Raw genomic sequence first — 19,836 nt, 5'->3', positions numbered from 1 at the left:
TTGACAATTATGAGGAATGAGACTATAATACCTCAATGAACAGAACAAAAATATAAAGTTCATTCAGAAAAATATCGCGGGATGGAGCAGTCTGGAAGCTCGTCGGGCTCATAACCCGAAGGTCATAGGTTCAAATCCTATCCCCGCAATTTTGCCTTGGTAGCTCAGTTGGTAGAGCAGAGGACTGAAAATCCTCGTGTCACTGGTTCGATTCCGGTCCAAGGCATACGGGCGTGTAGCTCAGTCGGTAGAGCACTTGACTTTTAATCAAGTTGTCCGGGGTTCGAATCCCCGCACGCTCAGTACATTTAAAAGGCGGGAATCCTTAAGTTAAGGTTCTCGCCTTTTTGTTTCATATGTAATGGTATCCTGTGAAACAAAGCTGTTTTAATCTATGACCGTGCTCTGACCAAAGAGGAGACGATAGAATGAAAAGAACAAAAACACAGAGTATATCAGAGAGGAATCAATGGATTCATGAGTTTGAAAATCTGTATATTCTGACTTACAAGTCATTATACCGCCATGCCAAGCTGATTTTTGGACAGGAAGATAAAACGAAGGAACTCCTGATTCAGGTGTATATGGAGGCGTATCAGCGAGGGGAACAGCTTCAGAAAGAGAAGAGTCCACTGGACTGGCTGCTGAAGCGTTCAGATTTTCTTGCAGAGACCCGCATTGAGGCAACAAAGGAAATGATCGAGGCTTCCTATGCCGAAGAAAAAATGCAGTCTAAAGAGGCGAAAAAAGAGAATCTGACTAATTTGGATGAAACTTCTCTGTTGTTGGAAATTGAGGATCGTCTTGGAATTGTAGAAGGTGACGGAGAACATACGGAAGAGCCAGAGCTTTCAAGGGAAAAGAGAATCATTTCTCTGCTTCTGCTCGCAGCAGCGCTTGTACTTGCTGTTGTCGGAATCTGGAAGGTAAAGCATCAGCTTGATTTACTGCAGGCCCCTTTTGAGCGGACCTTTCAGCAGCCAGAGAAAACGGAAGTCAAGAATGAGAATACAGAGATTCAGTTAGGAGATAAAGCTGTCATTCTTTCCGAGACAGGACAGATCCTGTATACAGTACCATTATCGGAAAGTAGTCTGGCAGGGGAACATGATTATAATGAGGAGATTCAGACCCGGGATGGCTGGACCTATTATTTGCCGTGTCCGGAACGAAAAGACAGCCAGTTATCAAAAGTACACCCATCTCTGTATCATACGCTGTACCGGTCAGACAGTGATCAGGAAATAGAAGTCATAGCCCAGGATGTTGATAATTTTACCTTCTGGGAAGATGGTATTTATATCATGCAGTATGGTTCCGTGCAGCGTATCAGTGTGGATGCAGTTTTTGAGACACAGCAGATTGGAACTTATGCAGCGGTGGAACAGGATGAAATTTATCTTTATGATACGCTGGGAAGAAAGCTTCAGACGGATGTTGATGGAAATTACCTGTATGGAGATCGAATCTTTAAGATGTCCGGCAATCGGATTGAAACTGTTCAGGCTGCAGCCCGGGAGAGTGATGGTATTTCCTATTATCTGAAGGAACAGGAAGATGGGAATGGACAGGCAATTTTCTGTAATAAAGGCGGAACTGAAACGCTTTTCGAGTCCATGGGCAAATCCATCGACAGTTTTTGTATTGTAGGGGACTGGATCTATTACAGTGCATGGATGAAGGGCAAGGAACGCAGCAAGCAGTATAGCCAGTTATTCCGGATTTCCATGACTGAACAGGATGCGGAAGTGGAGGAGCTGCATAAGCGTTTTCCTGGGCGCATCTGGCAGCTGTATTATTCTAAGGAAGGCGACCAGCTTTATGGAAATTACAATCCGAAGAACTGGAAGAGCAGTCATGGAGTCATTGCGGTAATTTCCAGATCAGGTCAGATGAGTTATCTGAATGACGAAGAACTTCGGGAAAGAGAAGAGACAACCGGTAATGACAGAGTAGAATTTGTGATGATGCAGGATGGACAGGTATATTGTTACTGGGAAGACTGCTATTGGGAAAAAGGAGAAGAACCGGTGCCTATGTGGCGCAGAGTTTTGATCATTCCTGATAAAAACAGGGTTGTGATGGAAGACTGATTGTCCGTCACAACCCTGTTTTTGTGTAAGAATATTTGTTTTTTCAGATTTCCGGTTCGTCAAATTCCGCAATAACATAGAATCCACGGGAATTTTCCTTAATATCTTTGATAACGCCCTGTTTGGATTTCAGGCGATCGCGGGATTTATAGCAGCCTGACATGGCTACGGCAGGCTCAATGATGTAGCTGTAGTTGAATCCCTCACGCTCTGTGACATCAACCACATCGCCGATGTTTACCAGGCCCTGGCGCTCCATTTTAAATTCCATTTCACGCACGATCATTCATCTCTTTTCTTTTATTAGTACATGTCAATTATAAAGAAAAGAGGTTGGAATGTAAAGGAGTTGTATGTTACAATCACATATTAGAGTTTGGAAAAAAGAATGAGGTTTGTGGATGAAAAGAGAGGAATTGCTGAGAGAAAGGTTAAAACGTTATAGCGCTTCGGAGACAGCTGCTTTTCATATGCCGGGACACAAGCGGCATATGGAATATGGACTGCTGCGGGATTTTCCCAATCCGTTTTCTATTGATATTACGGAAATTGACGGATTTGACAATCTGCATCATCCGGAGGGGATTTTGAAAGATTCCATGGAGTGGGCAGCCGGAGTGTATGGGGCAGATCATACGTATTATCTGGTAAACGGAAGCAGCTGTGGAATTTTAAGTGCCATTGGTGCGGTTATGCGCCCTGGAGAGTCCATACTGGTAAGCCGAAACTGCCATAAGTCAGTGTATCACGGACTTATCCTCAATTCCTTGAAGCCGGAGTATGTTTATCCACAAATCATAGAAGAATTGGGGATTCAGGGCGGGATAAGACCAGAAGATGTGGAAAAGAAGCTAAGTGAACATCCGGAGATTCGCGGTGTTCTGATCGTGTCTCCAACTTATGACGGAGTGGTTTCGGATATCCGCGGGATTGCCGATGTGGTACATGCTCATGATATTCCGCTGATTGTGGATGAGGCCCATGGCGCGCATTTTTCGTTTGGAGATGGATATTTTCCGGAATCCGCACTGCAGTGTGGGGCAGATCTGGTGATTCAGAGCCTTCATAAAACGCTGCCGAGTCTGACTCAGACAGCCGTTTTGCATTTGAAGGGGCAGCGGGTCAGGCGTGACCGTCTGGAACAGTGTCTTCAGATGTATCAGAGCAGCAGCCCGTCCTATGTGTTTATGGCTGTGATGGAGCAGTGTATTTTTGAGATGCATCAGCACGGAGCGGAGCATATGGCTGCGTTTGCGGTGCGCATTCAAAAGGTGAGGGAGCGTTTGAAAAACCTGAGGAATCTAAAGCTGCTTGACCGGAGCCAGATCGGTGCTCATGGTGTATTTGATGTGGATGAGTCAAAACTGGTGATCTCCTGTCAGGGAAAAATGACAGGAGAAAACCTGAATGAATGCCTGCGCCGGGACTATGCGATAGAAATGGAAATGTGTGGGGCAGATTATGCGGTGGCCATACTGACCTTTCTGGACAGTGAGGAACATTTGGAACGGCTGGTTGCGGCTTTACTTGTCATCGATCGGAACATCGGAACGGCCGGGAATCATTTTGAAGATAACAGTATAAAAGCATATAGAAGAAATTATGACAGAGTCAGCACAAAGGTGCAGCAGGAGCCAGGGATCTGCGTAGAGGAAAAAAAGATACAGGACGTTCAGGCACCGGAGATATGCATGACTCCGGCAGCAGCGTTTCATGCTCCGCTAGAATGTATTCGTCTGGAGGAATCTGCAGGACGGATTTCAGGCGAGTTTATCTATCTGTATCCGCCGGGAATCCCGATCATCACACCGGGAGAACGGATGACAGAGAAGCTGATCAGCCAGGTATTGTATGACCGGGATATCGGACTTCCGGTACAGGGCATGAAGGATCAGGAAATAAAGTATCTGCAGGTCGTAAAAGAAGACAGAGCAACAGACAGGACACCGGAAAAGAAAGAGAGATAAAACCGGTCTGGAGGAAATGAAAATGGGGAAGATTTTTTATCTGATGGGAAAGAGCGCATCGGGAAAAGACAGCATTTATAAACGGCTGCGTAGTCTGTGCCCGGAGTTGAAAAGCATTGTACTTTATACAACGCGGCCTATGCGGGACGGAGAGCAGGAGGGAGTAGAGTATCATTTTATAGGTCAGAAGCAATTGAAAAAACTGGAGCAGTCCGGCAAGGTAGTAGAAGTGCGGACGTATCAGACAGTGTTTGGACCATGGAGCTACGCCACTGTGGATGACGGGCAGATCAATCTGGCACAGGCGGATTATCTGGTGATCGGTACGCTGGATTCCTATGAGAAATTACGGGAATATTATGGAAAAGAGAAGCTGGTTCCACTGTATGTGACGGTGGATGACGGTGTACGGCTGGAACGGGCTATTGCCAGAGAACGACAGCAGCAAGAGCCGAAATATACGGAACTGTGCAGACGTTTTCTTGCAGACGAGGCGGATTTTTCACCGGAACGTCTGGCGGAGCTGGATGTGACGGAAGCTTTTGAGAATCAGGAGCTGGAGGCATGTGTGCAGGCAATTGCGGACCGGATCTGGCAGGAAACGGGAAAATAGAAGCAGGAAAAACAGAAAGGACCGCAGATAAAGCCGGAAATTTGGAATGCGGAGCATTGGCTGAAAGCTAAAAGTGTGTTATACTTCTGATTGATATGCCTTAAAATTAGAGAGATTGTGAGGTGACTGCGATGCTGAATTTTCAGGAAATCATCGGTCATGACCAGATAAAGGAACATTTTCAGAAGGCGATTGAGTACAATAAGGTTTCTCACGCTTATATTCTGACCGGCGAGGCAGGCATGGGAAGAAAGTCCCTGGCCAATGCATTTGCTCTTACCCTGTTGTGCGAGAAGGGAAAAACCGAACCCTGTATGGAATGCCACGCCTGCAAACAGGTATTAAGCGGCAGCCATCCAGACCTGATCTACGTGTCTCATGAAAAACCCGGCACGATCGGAGTCGATGACATCCGAAAGCAGATCAACGACACCATCATGATCCGGCCATATAGCAGCTATTATAAAATATACATTGTGGATGAAGCGGAAAAGATGACACAGCAGGCACAGAATGCGCTGTTAAAGACTATTGAGGAGCCGCCGTCCTATGCGGTGATCCTTTTGCTTACAACGAACCAGGAGGCATTTCTGCCGACTATCCTGTCACGCTGTGTGCAGCTGAAATTGAAACCTCTTCGGGATTTTACCGTGAAGAAATATTTAACCGATACCCTGCATGTGGAGGAGGCAGATGCGGACATCTATGCGGCTTTTGCACGTGGAAATCTGGGAAAAGCCATTTCGCTGGCTTCGTCCGAAGATTTTAAGCTTCTGCATGGGGAGATGCTGCATCTCCTAAAGCATGTGAAGGAGATGGATATTTCGGAACTGCTGGATTACATTCGCAAGATGAAAGAGGAAAATCTGGATATTTACGAGTGTCTGGATTTCATGCAGCTCTGGTACCGGGATGTGCTGCTTTACAAGGTAGCGAGGGACATGAACCAACTTATTTTTAAGGATGAGTACAGCAGCATCAATGAGATGGGGCAGAAGTGTTCTTACGAGGGTCTGGAAAAGATTTTACAGGCAATCGATAAAGCGCGTATCCGTCTGGATGCAAATGTAAATATGGAGCTTGCCATGGAGCTGATGCTTCTGGTGATGAAGGAGCAGATTGATCGCAGGCGTGAACCGTAAAAAGAGAACGCCGGGAACAGATAGGAGATAGAAATTTATGGTAACAGTAATTGGAGTTCGCTTTCGCGCAGCAGGAAAAATCTATTATTTTTCTCCGGGAAAGCTGGAAATTAAAAACGGGGACCATGTTATTGTAGAGACCGCCCGCGGCATTGAGTACGGCCATGTCGTGCTGGGAAACCGTGATGTAGAAGATAACAAGGTGGTACAGCCATTAAAAGCAGTCATTCGTATGGCAAATAAGGAAGACATTGCCCGCGAGGAAGCAAACCGCAAGAAAGAGAAGGATGCCTTCAAAATTTGTCAGGAGAAGATCCGCAAGCATAAGCTGGAGATGAAACTGATTGATGTAGAGTATACCTTTGATAACAATAAGATTCTCTTCTATTTTACAGCAGACGGACGTATCGACTTCCGTGAACTGGTAAAGGATCTTGCATCTGTGTTTAAGACCAGGATCGAGCTGCGTCAGGTCGGCGTGAGAGATGAAACCAAGATCATAGGTGGTGTGGGAATCTGCGGAAGAGCCCTTTGCTGTCATTCTTATCTGTCGGAGTTCATACCGGTATCCATCAAGATGGCGAAGGAGCAGAATCTTTCTTTAAATCCAACCAAGATTTCCGGTGTTTGCGGACGTCTGATGTGCTGTTTAAAGAACGAGGAGGAAACTTACGAGTACTTAAACAGCAAGCTCCCGGGTGTGGGTGACTATGTAACAACCGACGACGGCTTAAAGGGTGAGGTGCAAAGCGTGAATGTGCTGCGCCAGCTGGTAAAGGTCATTGTGACGGTGGAAAAAGATGAGAAAGAAATCCGCGAATACAAGGTGGAGCAGCTGAAGTTCAAACCGCGTCGCAGAAAAGGCAAGAATGAGCAGCCTGAGGATCATGAACTGAAGAAGCTGGAAGCGTTGGAGAAGAAGGAAGGAAAATCAAAGCTGAATGAATAATGTGACTTGCGGTGAGGATGAACGGATCGATGATCTGCAGAGAAACGGTTACCGTATCATCCAGAAAAAAAAGGGCTTCTGTTTTGGCATGGATGCCGTGTTGTTATCCGGTTTTGCCCAGGTGAAGGAAGGCGAAGTAGCCGTAGATCTGGGAACCGGAACCGGAATTATTCCGATTCTGCTGGAAGCCAAGACAAAGGGAAAGCATTTTACCGGTCTGGAGATCCAGGAGGAGGTGGCTGAGATGGCAGGCCGCAGTGTCCGCTTAAATCAGCTGGAGAATCGGGTAGACATCGTAAGAGGAGACATCAAAGAAGCCAGCCGCCTGTTCGGCAAGGCTTCTTTTGACGTAGTTACCTCGAATCCGCCTTACATGAATGACAATCACGGCCTGAAAAATCCGGAGCTTCCAAAAGCCATCGCGCGGCATGAGGTGTTCTGCACGTTGGATGATGTCTGCCGGGAGGCGTCACTGCTTTTAAAAAGCGGAGGGCGTTTTTATATGGTACACAGGCCGCACAGGCTGGCAGAAATTATAACAGCCTTAAAGACCTATAAACTGGAGCCGAAGCGCATGAAGCTGGTGCATCCGTTTGTGGACAAGGAAGCCAACATGGTTTTGATTGAGGCAGTGCGCGGAGGCAGATCCATGATGAAGGTGGAAGCGCCGATCATTGTATACAGGGAGCCTGGCGTATATACACGGGAAATTTACGATGTTTACGGATATTAAAAGGCATACGGAATGTTATTTTAGTGGTTCCGGGAGCAGATTTTGCAAATAGCAGGAGGAAATTATGGCGGAGCAGGCAAAAGCAGCAGGGAAATTATATCTTTGCGCGACACCCATCGGTAATCTGGATGATATTACCCTGCGGGTACTTAATACTTTAAAGGAAGCAGACCTGATTGCGGCAGAGGATACCAGACACAGTATTAAGCTGCTGAACCATTTCGGGATAAAGACTCCGATGACGAGCTATCATGAATACAACAAGATTGATAAGGCACGGTATCTGGTGGAGCAGATGCGCCAGGGCGTGAACATTGCGCTGGTGACCGATGCTGGTACGCCGGGGATTTCTGATCCGGGAGAGGAACTGGTGAAACAGTGCTATGAAGCAGGCATTGAGGTGACATCCCTTCCGGGACCGGCAGCCTGTATTACGGCGCTGACTATATCCGGCCTGGCGACAAGGCGGTTTTGTTTTGAGGCCTTTCTGCCGGTTGATAAAAAGGAGCGTCAGTGGATCCTGGAGGAGTTAAAAACGGAAACCCGCACGATGATCGTGTATGAGGCGCCTCATCATCTGGTACGGACGCTGCAGGAGCTTTCTGATGCACTGGGAGCAGACCGCTGCATTACCATTTGCCGGGAACTGACGAAAAAATATGAGGAGGCTTACCGGACTACCTTCGCAGATGCGCTGGAGCGTTATGGAACCGAAGAACCAAAAGGGGAGTGCGTTATTGTCATTGAGGGAAAGAGCATTGGCGAACTGAAAGCGGAGCAGCAGAAATCCTGGGAGGAGATGAGCCTGGAGGAGCATATGGATCTCTATTTAAACCAGGGCATTGACCGGAAAGAGGCTATGAAGCTGGTGGCGAAGGACCGTGGAATCGCAAAGAGGGACGTGTACCGCATGCTGACAGAGCAGAAAGAACAATAACTGACTGGCAAAATATGCCAAAATATCGCCTTATATTATCAAAATATTAAATCTATGGCATGTCTCTGAAATCCAATAAGATAGAGGTATTCAAAGGAGAAGGAGATATGACATCATGGAAAACGAAAGGCTGCTGGCGAAAATCGAAGAGTTGATGAAGCAGAGGGGTTACAGCCGATACCGGCTTTCTCAGTTAAGTGGAATCAAACAGTCAACTCTGACAACTATGTTTAACAAGCGGAGTACCGTCAGCATTGACACATTGACAAAGATCAGCAAAGCGTTTGGCATGAAATGTTCGGAATTTTTAAGCCTGGTAGAAGACACCCCGGAAGAGCATACCGCCAAAGATTTTCCGGTATGCGAATGGGAGGCACTGAACAAGGACCGCAAGCATGTGGTGGTTTTGATGATGCGTCTTTTAAAAGATGAGCAGATCGAAACAAAATAAAAGATTGGCTTACAGAAGAGTTTTGTTGGGAATATTGCTTGACAAAACTCTTTTTATTATATAAGATAAGAACGTCAAAATACTTTGAATATCAAAACATTTGAAAATAAAAATAAAATTCAGATGGTTATGACAGAGTTTAGCACGAATTTGAAGAGGAAACAGGTACGAGCATGACAGGCAGAATTATTGGAACCGGTTCTTATGTTCCGGAACGGATTGTGACGAATGAAGAATTGGCAGAGGTTGTAGAGACCAGTGACGAGTGGATCGTCACCCGCACAGGAATCCATGAGCGCCGTATCGCGGAGACGGAAGGCACCAGTGTGCTGGCCGCCAGAGCGGCAGAGCGTGCTCTAAAGAACGCAAACGTATCGGCAGAGGAAGTTGATTTTATTTTGCTTGCGACATCCTCACCGGATCACTGTTTCCCGAACGGAGCCTGTGAAGTGCAGGCGGCCATCGGAGCGGTTCATGCTATGGCGTTTGATATCAGCGCGGCATGTTCCGGATTTGAAATCGCGCTCAGCACCGCCCAGGCGTTTATCCAGGCCGGTGTATATCGGACCGGGCTCATCATCGGCGCGGATTGTCTGAGTAAGCTGACTGACTGGAGTGACCGGGCAACCTGTGTTTTATTTGGAGATGGTGCCGGAGCGGCAGTCATTCAGGCAGATGAAAAAGACGGTATCATTCATACGGTTATGGGTTCTGATGGAGCCAGAGGCATGGTGCTTTCCTGTCTGGCCCGCAGTGAGGGAAATTTCCTGAACGGGAAAACTCCGGAGCTGGGATATATCTATATGAATGGGCAGGAGGTATTCAAGTTTGCGGTAAAGAAGGTTCCGGAATGCATTAACCAGGTGCTTTCCGAGAGCAAAACAGAGATTGGGGCTATTAAGTATTTTGTCCTGCACCAGGCTAATTACCGGATCTGCGAGGCAGTAGCCAAGCGGTTAAAGCAGCCTCTTGACAAGGTGCCGATGAACATTGACAAGTATGGAAACACTTCCGGCGCTACAGTGCCGATCCTGTTAGACCAGTTAAACCGGGAAGGAAAGCTAAGCCGGGGTGACAAACTGGTGCTGGCAGGCTTTGGAGGCGGCCTTACCTGGGGAGCTGTCCTGTTAACCTGGTAGTATGGAATGCGGATGAAACGCCGCTTCCTTCAAATTATAAAAGAAAATATTTCATATCAAAGGAGATCAAAATTATGTTAGAGAAAATGAAAGAAATCATTGCAGACCAGTTAAGCGTAGATGCAGACAGCATCACCGAGGCTTCTTCTTTTAAAGAGGATTTAGGTGCTGACTCCCTGGATCTGTTTGAGTTGGTTATGGCCCTGGAGGATGAGTACTCTGTAGAGATCCCATCTGATGATCTGCAGAACCTGCTGACTGTTGGCGATGTTATGAATTACCTGAAGGAGAAAGGTGTAGAGGCGTAAGCCCTGCACCCTTTTTTAGACAGCACATCAGGCTTGCGTCTGGAACACAAGTTCTGAGCACAAGCCTGATGGAAAGCAGGAAGTTGGAGGAGTCAGATGAAAACGAGAATTACAGAACTCTTAGGCATTGAATATCCGATCATTCAGGGCGGTATGGCATGGGTGGCAGAGAGCCATCTGGCAGCGGCAGTATCTGCGGCAGGCGGCCTGGGCCTGATCGGCGGAGCAAACGCTCCGGCAGAGGTAATCCGCAATTACATCCGTGAGGTAAAGGCGGTGACCGACAAGCCATTTGGCGTAAACGTTATGCTGATGAGCCCGTACGCCGATGAGGTGGCCAAGGTGATCGTGGAGGAAGGCGTAAAGGTTGTAACCACCGGTGCCGGAAACCCGGAAAAATATATGGAGATGTGGAAGGCAGCAGGCATTAAGGTAATCCCGGTTGTAGCTTCCGTAGCTCTTGCAAAGAGAATGGAGCGCTACGGCGCAGACGCTGTTGTGGCAGAGGGAACTGAGTCCGGCGGACACATCGGTGAAGCAACTACCATGACCCTGGTTCCACAGGTTGTGGACGCTGTTTCCATTCCGGTTATCGCGGCAGGCGGTATCGGTGACGGACGCGGTATCGCGGCAGCGTTCATGCTGGGCGCAGAGGCAGTTCAGATGGGAACCCGCTTCCTGGTTGCAAAGGAATGCACCGTACACCAGAATTACAAAGACCGTGTCTTAAAGGCAAAAGATATTGATTCTACCGTAACCGGACGCACCCACGGACATCCGGTACGCTGCTTAAGAAATCAGATGACCAGAGAGTATGTGAAGCTGGAGAATGAGGGCAAGAGCTTTGAGGAGCTGGAGTACCTGACCCTCGGAACGCTTCGCAAGGCGGTTCAGGAAGGTGATGTTACCAACGGAACCGTGATGGCAGGACAGATTGCAGGAATGGTTTCCAAAGAGCAGACCTGCAAGGAAATGATTGATGAGATGATGGCACAGGCAGAGACACTTCTGGGCCGCAAGTAAGAGAGAAAAAGGAGCAAGAGTGATGAGTAAGATCGCATTTATTTACCCGGGACAGGGCGCGCAGGTATGCGGCATGGGACAGGATTTCTATGAGCAGACAAAGGAAGGAAAAGAAACCTTCGACCTGGCAACCGATATCCTGGGATTCTCCGTTCCGGAGCTTTGCTTTACGGAGAATGACCGTCTGGATATCACTGAGTATACCCAGGCAGCGATGGTGACCACCAGCATTGCCATGACAAAGGTATTGGAAGCACAGGGGGTAAAGCCGGATGTGACTGCGGGCTTAAGCCTGGGTGAATATTGCGCACTCTATGCTGCCGGTGTTATAAGCGAGAAAGATGCTATTGCAACCGTGAGACAGAGAGGAATCCTGATGCAACAGGCCGTTCCGGCAGGGCAGGGCGCTATGGCGGCTGTTCTGGCTATGGATGCGGCTGTTATAGAGGAGACGATTGCAGATATTGAAGGCGTGCAGATCGCAAATTATAACTGCCCGGGACAGATTGTGATTTCCGGAAAGAAAGAGGCAGTGGAAACTGCCTGTGAAAAGTTAAAGGAAGCCGGTGCAAAGCGCACCATTATGTTAAATGTAAGCGGACCGTTCCATTCCCGCATGCTGACCGGTGCAGGCGAGAAGCTTGGCGAGGTACTGGAGCAGGTGGAGGTGCATACCCCGCAGATCCCGTATGTAGCCAATGTGACTGCGCAGTATGTAACGGATGCGGCAGAGGTAAAACCGCTTCTGACAAAGCAGGTTTCTTCCTCTGTCAGATGGGAGCAGAGTGTCCGCACCATGCTGGCTGACGGCGTGGATACCTTCGTGGAAATCGGACCGGGAAAAACCCTGAGCGGATTTATGAGAAAGATCGACAGAACCGTAAAGGTTCTTAATATAGAGAAACTGGATGACGTGGCGAAAGTCGTGGAGGAACTGAAATAAATGTTAACTGGAAAAATCGCAGTGGTGACCGGCGCGAGCCGCGGCATCGGCAAAGAAATCGCAAAGACTCTGGCAGCAAAGGGAGCAACCGTTGTTGTTAATTATAACGGTTCTGCAGAAAAGGCTGAGGAGACGGTAAAAGAGATCGAGGCACTGGGTGGAAAGGCTGAGGCCCTGCAGTGCAACGTGTCGGACTATGACAAGGCAGCTGAGATGATGGCATATGTGGTAAAGACCTACGGCCGTGTGGATATTCTGGTGAACAACGCCGGGATTACCCGGGACAATCTGCTGATGAAGATGAGCGAGGAAGATTTTGATGCAGTGTTAAATACCAACTTAAAGGGCGCTTTCAATTGCATCAAGCACATTTCCCGTCAGATGTTAAAGCAGAAGAGCGGACATATTGTAAATATTTCTTCTGTATCCGGCGTCATGGGAAATGCAGGACAGGTAAATTACAGTGCTTCCAAGGCGGGCGTGATCGGCATGACCAAGGCAGTGGCAAGAGAGATGGCAAGCCGCGGCATCACCTGCAATGCAGTGGCCCCGGGATTTATCAAGACCGATATGACCGAGGTGCTGTCTGATACTATCAAGGAAAATATCAGTGCACAGATTCCAATGAGAGCATTCGGCGAGACTGCGGATGTAGCAAATCTGGTAGCATTTTTAGCATCTGACGAAGCAAAGTACATTACAGGACAGGTTATCTGTGTAGACGGCGGAATGGCCATGTAACGTAAGCAGGCAAACGGCGGTGACAAAGTCAGATCTGAAGATAGCGCCGCATGTGTTGAAAGAAAAATCACAGGAGAACAGATATGAGCAGACGAGTAGTAGTAACCGGCATGGGTGCCATCACCCCGATCGGCAATAGCGTAGAAGAATTCTGGAATGGTTTAAAAGAAAAGAAAGTCGGTATTGCACCGATCACCTATTTTGACACGACAGATTACAAGGCAAAGCTGGCAGCAGAGGTTAAGGATTTCGATCCGAAGCAGTTCATGGATCCGAAGGCAGCAAAGAGAATGGAGCAGTTCTGCCAGTTCGCAGTAGCTGCAACCAGACAGGCTGTTGAGGATGCAGATCTTGATATGAGCCAGGAAGATCCGTTCCGTGTGGGCGTAAGCATTGGTTCCGGTATCGGAAGCCTGCAGTCCGTTGAGCGTGAGTACAAAAAGCTTCTGGAAAAAGGACCGGGCCGTGTAAATCCGCTTCTGGTTCCGCTGATGATCAGCAATATGGCAGCAGGAAACGTTTCCATCCAGTTTGGCATGAAGGGCAAATGCATCAATGTAGTAACCGCGTGTGCAACCGGTACCCACTCAATTGGTGAGGCATTCCGTACCATCCAGTATGGTGATGCCGACGTGATGGTAGCAGGCGGCGCAGAGGCAAGCATTACTCCGATCGGCGTGGCTGGATTTACCTCCCTGACTGCATTGAACACCACAGATGATCCGGCCCGGGCATCAATTCCGTTTGATGCAGAGCGAAGCGGTTTTATCATGGGTGAGGGTGCAGGTGTCGTTGTATTAGAGTCTTTAGAGCACGCGCAGGCAAGAGGTGCCAAGATTTATGCTGAGCTGGCCGGCTATGGTGCAACCGGTGACGCTTACCACATCACTTCTCCGGCTGAGGACGGAAGCGGTGCGGCAAAAGCCATGGAGATGGCTATCGCAGACGCTGGCATGAAGCCAGAGGATGTAGACTACATCAACGCCCACGGTACCAGTACCCATCATAATGATTTATTTGAGACCAAGGCCATTAAGATCGTGCTTGGTGATCACGCATACAAGACTAAGATCAACTCCACCAAGTCCATGATCGGACATCTTTTAGGTGCTGCAGGCGGTGTGGAGTTTATCACCTGTGTAAAGTCCATTCAGGAGGGCTATGTTCACGCAACCGCAGGCCTGGAGAAGGATGATCCGGAGTGCGATCTGGATTACTGTAAGGGTGAGGGCGTGCAGATGGATGTAAACTGTGCAATCTCCAATTCCCTGGGCTTTGGCGGACACAATGCAACCCTGCTGGTAAAGAAATTCGAGGCGTAAGGCTTCAGGAGGTAGACCATGACGATTGATGAGATCGTAACACTGATCCAGGCTGTTTCCGATAACGGCCTGACCAGTTTTGTATATGAAGAGGGTGACCAGAAACTGGTGCTCAAGAAAAAGAAGAAGAAAAACGTAGCACAGGCTCCGGTTGCTCCGGTTGTGATTTCCCAGCCGGCCGCTCCGATGATGGGCACAATGCCGATGCAGATGGCAGCCGCTCCGGCTGCGGTATCTGAGGCACCGGAAAAGGCAGCTGAAGAGAAAAAGGAGAGTACCCTGGATATTGGTTCTGATAAGGTTGTGACTTCTCCGCTTGTAGGAACCTTCTATTCTTCCGCTTCTCCGGAGGCAGAGGCATTCGTAAAGGAAGGCGATACCGTAAAGAAAGGTCAGGTTCTTGGTATTATTGAGGCCATGAAGCTGATGAACGAGATCGAGAGTGAATATGACGGTGTGGTAGAGGCAGTCCTGGTGAACAACGAAGACGTGGTAGAGTACGGACAGCCGCTGTTCCGCATCCGATAGGAGGTATATTATGAGACTGGGAATCAAAGAAATCCAGGAGATCATTCCGCACAGACATCCGTTTCTGCTGATTGATTTTATCGATGAGCTGGAGCCGGGCGTACGCGCGGTTGGCTACAAATCAATTACCTTTAATGAGCCGCAGTTCAACGGTCATTTTCCGGGACAGCCGGTTATGCCGGGAGTGCTGATGATCGAGGCGCTGGCACAGGTTGGAGCGGTAGCTATCTTAAGCCTGCCGGAGAATAAGGGCAAGACCGCGTTCTTCGGTTCCATCAACAACGCAAAATTCAAACAGATGGTGCTGCCGGGAGACCGTCTGAAGCTGGAGTGCGAAATCATTAAGCGCAAAGGCCCGATCGGTGTTGGCAAGGCTGTTGCGACCAATGCAGAAGGAAAGATCGCGGTATCAGCAGAGTTGACCTTTGCGATCCAGTAAGGCCGCGGAAACGCAGAGTTGAGGTACGGGAATGTTTGATAAAATCTTAATCGCGAACCGCGGCGAGATTGCGGTAAGAATTATCCGGGCCTGCCGCGAGATGGGAATTAAGACCGTGGCAGTTTACTCGGAGGCAGACCGCGATAGTCTGCACACCCTTCTGGCAGATGAGGCCATCTGTATCGGACCGGCACCGTCAAATCAGAGTTACCTGAATATGGAGCGTATTCTGGCAGCTACCGTAGCCATGAAGGCAGAAGCTATTCATCCGGGATTCGGATTCCTTTCCGAAAACGCGCGCTTTGCGGAGCTGTGCCAGAAGTGCAGCATCGCGTTCATTGGTCCGTCTGCGGAGATCATCAATAAGATGGGCAATAAATCTGCAGCCAGAAAGACTATGGTGGAGGCCGGAGTTCCGGTCGTTCCGGGCAGCAAGGAGCCGGTTTACACGGTAGAAGAGGCTCTGAAGATGGCAAAGGAGATTGGTTTTCCTGTTATGATCAAGGCCTCCTCCGGCGGAGGCGGTAAGGGTATGCGCGTTTCCTGGAGTGAGGAAGACTTTGAAGCCAACTTCCAGAATGCGCAGATGGAGTCCGTGAAGGGCTTTTCCGATGACACCATGTACCTGGAGCGTTTCGTAGAGAACCCGCGTCATATTGAGTTCCAGATCATGGCGGATAAGTATGGCAATGTTGTTCACTTAGGCGAGCGTGACTGCTCCATTCAGCGGCGCCACCAGAAGGTGCTGGAGGAGTCTCCGTCCATCGCAATCTCGGAGGAGCTTCGCAAAAAGATGGGCGAGACTGCTGTAAAGGCGGCAAAGGCCGTTGGCTATGAAAATGCGGGAACCATCGAGTTTCTGTTAGATAAGAATAAAAACTTCTACTTCATGGAAATGAACACCCGGATCCAGGTGGAGCATCCGGTAACGGAGCTGGTAAGCGGTCTGGATCTGATCAAAGAACAGATCCGTGTGGCAGCAGGAGAGAAATTAAGTGTGACCCAGAAGGATATCCATATCCAGGGTCATGCTATTGAGTGCCGCATCAACGCAGAGAATCCGGCAAAGAATTTCATGCCGTGTCCGGGAAAGATTACCAACATTCACATTCCGGGAGGCAACGGAGTTCGTGTGGACACACACATTTACAATGAGTATAAGGTTCCGGCCAACTATGATTCCATGCTGATGAAGCTGATCGTACACGGAAAAGACCGTGCAGAGGCCATTGCGAAGATGAGAAGTGCGCTGGGCGAGCTGATCATTGAAGGCATCGATACCAATCTGGATTTTCAGTTTGAGATCTTAAGCAATCCGGTTTATCAGGACGGCCATAAAATTGATACCGGATTTATCCCGGATCAGTTCCCGGAATACTGTAAGTAATGTAATAAGGCACAGGGAAGTTTTTTCCTGTGTCTTACGCCTATTAAGGAGAATCCTGTATGTTTAAAAATATGTTTAAAAAGACATATACCATGATTGACACTCACCGTAAGGCTAAGAGCGAAGAAGAGCCGAACATCCCAGAGGGACTCTGGAGAAAGTGTAATAAGTGCGGTCAGCCGATCTATGTGGAAGATGTGCGCAACAATCTGTATGTCTGTCCGAAGTGCGGCGGATATTTCCGTGTGCATGCGTACCGCCGCATTGAGATGCTGCTGGATGAGGGCAGCTTTGAAGAATGGAATAAGGAAATGGAGTTTTCCAATCCATTAGATTTCCCGGGATACGAGAAGAAGGTCCAGGCAGCACAGGAAAAGACCGGACTCCAGGAAGCTATCGTAACCGGCAAGGGAACTATCAAGGGCTTTGAGACTGCCATTGGTATCTGTGATGCCCGGTTCATTATGAGCAGTATGGGACATGTGGTGGGCGAGAAGATTACCCGCATGGTTGAGCGTGCTACCGAGGAAAAACTTCCTGTCATTATTTTTGCCTGCTCAGGCGGCGCGAGAATGCAGGAGGGCATTGTTTCCCTGATGCAGATGGCCAAAACTTCTGCTGCACTGGAAAAGCATCATGAGGCAGGACAGCTTTTTGTCAGCGTCCTGACAGATCCGACTACGGGGGGCGTGACAGCAAGCTTTGCCATGTTAGGCGATATCATCCTGGCAGAACCCAATGCTCTGATTGGATTTGCAGGGCCGCGTGTCATTCAGCAGACCATTGGGCAGAAGCTTCCGGAGGGCTTCCAGAGAGCAGAGTTCTTACTGGAACATGGTTTTGTGGATAAGATCGTAGACCGGGAAAACCAGAGGGATGTTCTGGCAGATATTTTGCGGATGCACAAGAAACAGGAAATGACTGTGAATCCACAGCATGTGCAGGCAGAACCGGCAGTGTCTGTGGAAAACTATCTGAAAAAACAGAAAAAGAGTGGAAAAAATGCCTGGGATACCGTGCAGCTTTCCAGAAGCGCAGCCCGTCCGGTGGCACTGGATTACATTCACGCGCTGTTTGATGATTTTATGGAATTCCATGGTGACCGTTATTTCAGCGATGATGGAGCTATCATCGGTGGCATTGCCACTTTCCGCGGTATGCCGGTAACGGTGATCGGCCAGCAGAAGGGCCGCACCACCAAGGAAAATATTCACCGGAATTTTGGCATGCCGTCCCCGGACGGATACCGCAAGGCGCTGCGCCTGATGAAGCAGGCTGAAATCTTTGGCAGACCGGTGATCTGTTTTGTAGACACACCTGGCGCGTTCTGCGGCATCGAGGCTGAGGAGCGCGGACAGGGTGAAGCCATTGCCCGCAACCTTTTTGAGATGGCGGCATTGACCGTTCCGGTCCTTTCAATCGTGATAGGAGAAGGCGGAAGCGGCGGTGCACTGGCTATGGCGGTGGCCAATGAAGTATGGATGCTGGAAAATGCCATTTATTCCATTCTTTCTCCGGAGGGCTTTGCGTCCATCCTGTGGAAGGACAGCAAGAAGGCACCGGACGCAGCCAGGGTTATGAAGATTACGGCAGCAGATCTTTATGAGCGCGGCCTGATCGAGCAAGTGATCCCGGAGCAGGAGCCTGCAACCATTGAGACTATGCCGGTACTGGCAGAGTATATCAGACAGAGCATGACCGCATTTTTTGAGCGGTATGGAGGCAAAACCAAGGAAGAGATCCGCGAATCCCGTTACCAGAGATTCCGGAATATGTAAATGGCTGCAGTGGCGGATTGACGCAGAAAATGACGAGAATCTGTGCGGCAGAATGCTGCTGCCGGCTTAAGGAGAAGCATATGAGTATAATGAAAGCGTTAAAAATCGGTGATCTTACAGCAAAATATCCCATCATTCAGGGGGGGATGGGAGTAGGCATCAGCCTGCACTCCCTGGCAGGAGCAGTAGCGAAAGCAGGTGGTATTGGTATCATTTCCACCGCGCAGATCGGATTTAAGGATCCGGAGTTTTTAAAGGCACCCATGGAGGCAAATCTGCGTGCCATTGGTGAGGAACTGAAGAAAGCACGGGAGATCGCGCCGAAGGGTATTATCGGATTTAATATTATGGTGGCAACCCGCAACTACGCACAGTATGTGAAGGAGGCCGTGAAGGCCGGAGCGGATATTATTATTTCCGGAGCCGGACTTCCGGTTTCTCTGCCAGAGCTTGTGGAAGGGGCAAAGACGAAAATAGCACCTATTGTGTCCACTGCAAAATCCGCTATGGTGATTTGCAAAATGTGGGACCGCAAGTATAAGCGTATTCCGGATCTTCTGGTGATCGAGGGGCCGCTGGCAGGTGGTCATCTGGGCTTTTCCAGAGAGGATCTGAGCCGCTACGGCGCAGACACAAAGGATGTGCCGCATACCTACCATCAGGATCTGTATGATGAAGAAATCCGCAGTATCATGAAGGTGGTAAAACAGTTTGAGGAGAAGTACCAGAAACATATTCCGGTAGCCATCGCAGGCGGTATTTACACCCGGGAGGATGTGGAGCATGCCATGGAGCTTGGCGCGGACGCCGTGCAGGTGGCAACCCGTTTTGTCACCACTGAGGAGTGTGACGCACCGGAGAGCTACAAGCAGGCCTACATCAACGCGAAGGCAGAAGATATTGTCATCACCCAGAGTCCGGTAGGCATGCCTGGGCGTGCCATTGTAAATCCGTTCCTGGAGAAGATCACGGCCATGAAAGAGCGTGGGGAAAAAGCAAAGATCAGCCACTGTTACCAGTGTCTGGAGCATTGTGATCCGGCTAATATCCCGTACTGCATTACCAAAGCTCTGTCCAATGCGGCAGAGGGAGCGCTGAATGATGCCCTGCTGTTCTGCGGCAGTAATGCTTACCGTGCCGATAAGATCGAGACGGTGGAGGCTGTGGTGCAGGATCTGGTTGGAACAGTGTAATAGGAGGAGCCTGTGGTACACAGCCTGACTGTATAAAAGGCGAAAACGCTGTATGGCAAAAGAAAAGTGTTTCCGGTATGGCATAAAGGAGTTGAAACTCCCATAGATTGAAAGCAAATGATGCTGCGCACGGCTCGTATGATCCGGCAC

20 protein-coding genes and 3 tRNA genes are annotated in these 19,836 nt (G+C 49.0%); 22 read left to right on the top strand and 1 reads right to left on the bottom strand.

Features of this window, described 5'->3' with window-relative positions; translation table 11 throughout:
* Window positions 1-75 precede the first annotated feature (75 nt).
* The 4 genes from ACMP1L_RS11055 (at window position 76) to ACMP1L_RS11040 (ending at window position 2,093) form a co-directional block, all read left to right on the top strand.
* Window positions 76-149: transfer RNA gene (locus ACMP1L_RS11055), tRNA-Met, on the top strand.
* A gap of 4 nt (window positions 150-153) precedes the next feature.
* Window positions 154-226 (top strand) — tRNA-Phe (locus ACMP1L_RS11050).
* A 3-nt stretch (window positions 227-229) separates the two neighbouring features.
* Window positions 230-302 (top strand) — tRNA-Lys (locus tag ACMP1L_RS11045).
* Window positions 303-428: 126 nt separating this feature from the next.
* The gene (locus ACMP1L_RS11040; RefSeq protein WP_177964284.1) at window positions 429-2,093 is read left to right on the top strand and encodes a hypothetical protein; all 1,665 of its coding nucleotides are present in this window, start codon (window positions 429-431) and stop codon (window positions 2,091-2,093) included.
* A gap of 43 nt (window positions 2,094-2,136) precedes the next feature.
* Here ACMP1L_RS11040 and ACMP1L_RS11035 read toward each other — a convergent pair whose 3' ends face one another.
* Window positions 2,137-2,373 (bottom strand): hypothetical protein, encoded by a 237-nt coding sequence (locus tag ACMP1L_RS11035; RefSeq protein ID WP_118733450.1) that lies wholly within the window; start codon window positions 2,371-2,373, stop codon window positions 2,137-2,139.
* Window positions 2,374-2,494: 121 nt separating this feature from the next.
* On the opposite strand from ACMP1L_RS11035, the gene ACMP1L_RS11030 reads away from it, so the two are divergent.
* From ACMP1L_RS11030 to ACMP1L_RS10945, 18 genes are all read left to right on the top strand, one after another.
* Window positions 2,495-4,060 carry an aminotransferase class I/II-fold pyridoxal phosphate-dependent enzyme gene (locus ACMP1L_RS11030; protein ID WP_177304289.1) on the top strand — a complete coding sequence of 522 codons (1,566 nt, stop codon included), beginning with the start codon at window positions 2,495-2,497 and terminating at the stop codon, window positions 4,058-4,060.
* Between the two features lie 22 nt (window positions 4,061-4,082).
* Complete coding sequence (locus ACMP1L_RS11025) at window positions 4,083-4,673, top strand: nucleoside/nucleotide kinase family protein (RefSeq protein ID WP_118733443.1); 591 nt, start codon at window positions 4,083-4,085, stop codon at window positions 4,671-4,673.
* A 131-nt stretch (window positions 4,674-4,804) separates the two neighbouring features.
* Window positions 4,805-5,815: a DNA polymerase III subunit delta' gene (gene holB / locus ACMP1L_RS11020; RefSeq protein ID WP_118733442.1), complete on the top strand. Its 1,011-nt coding sequence runs from the start codon at window positions 4,805-4,807 to the stop codon at window positions 5,813-5,815.
* A gap of 37 nt (window positions 5,816-5,852) precedes the next feature.
* Window positions 5,853-6,764, top strand: coding sequence for a PSP1 domain-containing protein (locus ACMP1L_RS11015; protein ID WP_118733441.1), 912 nt, complete (start codon window positions 5,853-5,855; stop codon window positions 6,762-6,764).
* Window positions 6,757-7,497, top strand: a complete 741-nt coding sequence (locus ACMP1L_RS11010; protein ID WP_118733440.1) for a tRNA1(Val) (adenine(37)-N6)-methyltransferase — start codon at window positions 6,757-6,759, stop codon at window positions 7,495-7,497. Before ACMP1L_RS11015 ends, ACMP1L_RS11010 begins: the two co-directional genes overlap by 8 nt.
* A gap of 64 nt (window positions 7,498-7,561) precedes the next feature.
* A complete protein-coding gene (gene rsmI / locus ACMP1L_RS11005) occupies window positions 7,562-8,434 on the top strand; it encodes a 16S rRNA (cytidine(1402)-2'-O)-methyltransferase (protein WP_177304293.1) in 873 nt (290 codons plus the stop codon).
* A 115-nt stretch (window positions 8,435-8,549) separates the two neighbouring features.
* Window positions 8,550-8,885 carry a helix-turn-helix domain-containing protein gene (locus ACMP1L_RS11000; protein ID WP_118733438.1) on the top strand — a complete coding sequence of 112 codons (336 nt, stop codon included), beginning with the start codon at window positions 8,550-8,552 and terminating at the stop codon, window positions 8,883-8,885.
* A 173-nt stretch (window positions 8,886-9,058) separates the two neighbouring features.
* A complete protein-coding gene (locus ACMP1L_RS10995) occupies window positions 9,059-10,024 on the top strand; it encodes a beta-ketoacyl-ACP synthase III (RefSeq protein WP_118733437.1) in 966 nt (321 codons plus the stop codon).
* 74 nt (window positions 10,025-10,098) lie between these two features.
* Complete coding sequence (gene acpP / locus ACMP1L_RS10990; protein ID WP_118533698.1) at window positions 10,099-10,332, top strand: acyl carrier protein; 234 nt, start codon at window positions 10,099-10,101, stop codon at window positions 10,330-10,332.
* Window positions 10,333-10,428: 96 nt separating this feature from the next.
* On the top strand, window positions 10,429-11,355 hold the full coding sequence (fabK, locus tag ACMP1L_RS10985) for an enoyl-[acyl-carrier-protein] reductase FabK (protein ID WP_118533699.1): 927 nt from the start codon (window positions 10,429-10,431) through the stop codon (window positions 11,353-11,355).
* 22 nt (window positions 11,356-11,377) lie between these two features.
* Window positions 11,378-12,298, top strand: a complete 921-nt coding sequence (fabD, locus tag ACMP1L_RS10980; RefSeq protein WP_118733436.1) for an ACP S-malonyltransferase — start codon at window positions 11,378-11,380, stop codon at window positions 12,296-12,298.
* A complete protein-coding gene (gene fabG / locus ACMP1L_RS10975; protein ID WP_118733435.1) occupies window positions 12,299-13,039 on the top strand; it encodes a 3-oxoacyl-[acyl-carrier-protein] reductase in 741 nt (246 codons plus the stop codon).
* An 83-nt stretch (window positions 13,040-13,122) separates the two neighbouring features.
* On the top strand, window positions 13,123-14,361 hold the full coding sequence (fabF, locus tag ACMP1L_RS10970) for a beta-ketoacyl-ACP synthase II (RefSeq protein ID WP_118733434.1): 1,239 nt from the start codon (window positions 13,123-13,125) through the stop codon (window positions 14,359-14,361).
* Window positions 14,362-14,379: 18 nt separating this feature from the next.
* Complete coding sequence (gene accB / locus ACMP1L_RS10965; RefSeq protein WP_177304295.1) at window positions 14,380-14,889, top strand: acetyl-CoA carboxylase biotin carboxyl carrier protein; 510 nt, start codon at window positions 14,380-14,382, stop codon at window positions 14,887-14,889.
* 10 nt (window positions 14,890-14,899) lie between these two features.
* Window positions 14,900-15,328, top strand: a complete 429-nt coding sequence (gene fabZ / locus ACMP1L_RS10960; protein ID WP_118533704.1) for a 3-hydroxyacyl-ACP dehydratase FabZ — start codon at window positions 14,900-14,902, stop codon at window positions 15,326-15,328.
* Window positions 15,329-15,359: 31 nt separating this feature from the next.
* Window positions 15,360-16,715 carry an acetyl-CoA carboxylase biotin carboxylase subunit gene (locus ACMP1L_RS10955; RefSeq protein ID WP_373244854.1) on the top strand — a complete coding sequence of 452 codons (1,356 nt, stop codon included), beginning with the start codon at window positions 15,360-15,362 and terminating at the stop codon, window positions 16,713-16,715.
* Window positions 16,716-16,774: 59 nt separating this feature from the next.
* Window positions 16,775-18,493 carry an acetyl-CoA carboxylase carboxyltransferase subunit alpha gene (locus ACMP1L_RS10950; protein WP_418453037.1) on the top strand — a complete coding sequence of 573 codons (1,719 nt, stop codon included), beginning with the start codon at window positions 16,775-16,777 and terminating at the stop codon, window positions 18,491-18,493.
* A gap of 80 nt (window positions 18,494-18,573) precedes the next feature.
* Entirely contained in the window at window positions 18,574-19,686 is a 1,113-nt protein-coding gene (locus tag ACMP1L_RS10945) for an NAD(P)H-dependent flavin oxidoreductase (RefSeq protein WP_118733430.1), read from the top strand.
* The last annotated feature ends 150 nt before the right edge of the window (window positions 19,687-19,836 follow it).

Origin of the sequence: Ventrimonas sp., assembly GCF_048380235.1 — a bacterium.
Lineage (GTDB): Bacteria > Bacillota > Clostridia > Lachnospirales > Lachnospiraceae > Brotaphodocola.
The sequence above is the reverse complement of the archived record's forward strand: the minus strand, read 5'-3'. Positions and strand labels throughout refer to the sequence as shown.

Bases quoted from the DNA above. Each gene is read 5' to 3' on its own strand.
- ACMP1L_RS11040 (WP_177964284.1), top strand. From the start codon at position 429: ATGAAAAGAACAAAAACACAGAGTATATCAGAGAGGAATCAATGGATT.
- ACMP1L_RS11030 (WP_177304289.1), top strand. From the start codon at position 2,495: ATGAAAAGAGAGGAATTGCTGAGAGAAAGGTTAAAACGTTATAGCGCT.
- ACMP1L_RS11025 (WP_118733443.1), top strand. From the start codon at position 4,083: ATGGGGAAGATTTTTTATCTGATGGGAAAGAGCGCATCGGGAAAAGAC.
- holB (WP_118733442.1), top strand. From the start codon at position 4,805: ATGCTGAATTTTCAGGAAATCATCGGTCATGACCAGATAAAGGAACAT.
- ACMP1L_RS11015 (WP_118733441.1), top strand. From the start codon at position 5,853: ATGGTAACAGTAATTGGAGTTCGCTTTCGCGCAGCAGGAAAAATCTAT.
- ACMP1L_RS11010 (WP_118733440.1), top strand. From the start codon at position 6,757: ATGAATAATGTGACTTGCGGTGAGGATGAACGGATCGATGATCTGCAG.
- rsmI (WP_177304293.1), top strand. From the start codon at position 7,562: ATGGCGGAGCAGGCAAAAGCAGCAGGGAAATTATATCTTTGCGCGACA.
- ACMP1L_RS11000 (WP_118733438.1), top strand. From the start codon at position 8,550: ATGGAAAACGAAAGGCTGCTGGCGAAAATCGAAGAGTTGATGAAGCAG.
- ACMP1L_RS10995 (WP_118733437.1), top strand. From the start codon at position 9,059: ATGACAGGCAGAATTATTGGAACCGGTTCTTATGTTCCGGAACGGATT.
- acpP (WP_118533698.1), top strand. From the start codon at position 10,099: ATGTTAGAGAAAATGAAAGAAATCATTGCAGACCAGTTAAGCGTAGAT.
- fabK (WP_118533699.1), top strand. From the start codon at position 10,429: ATGAAAACGAGAATTACAGAACTCTTAGGCATTGAATATCCGATCATT.
- fabD (WP_118733436.1), top strand. From the start codon at position 11,378: ATGAGTAAGATCGCATTTATTTACCCGGGACAGGGCGCGCAGGTATGC.
- fabG (WP_118733435.1), top strand. From the start codon at position 12,299: ATGTTAACTGGAAAAATCGCAGTGGTGACCGGCGCGAGCCGCGGCATC.
- fabF (WP_118733434.1), top strand. From the start codon at position 13,123: ATGAGCAGACGAGTAGTAGTAACCGGCATGGGTGCCATCACCCCGATC.
- accB (WP_177304295.1), top strand. From the start codon at position 14,380: ATGACGATTGATGAGATCGTAACACTGATCCAGGCTGTTTCCGATAAC.
- fabZ (WP_118533704.1), top strand. From the start codon at position 14,900: ATGAGACTGGGAATCAAAGAAATCCAGGAGATCATTCCGCACAGACAT.
- ACMP1L_RS10955 (WP_373244854.1), top strand. From the start codon at position 15,360: ATGTTTGATAAAATCTTAATCGCGAACCGCGGCGAGATTGCGGTAAGA.
- ACMP1L_RS10950 (WP_418453037.1), top strand. From the start codon at position 16,775: ATGTTTAAAAATATGTTTAAAAAGACATATACCATGATTGACACTCAC.
- ACMP1L_RS10945 (WP_118733430.1), top strand. From the start codon at position 18,574: ATGAGTATAATGAAAGCGTTAAAAATCGGTGATCTTACAGCAAAATAT.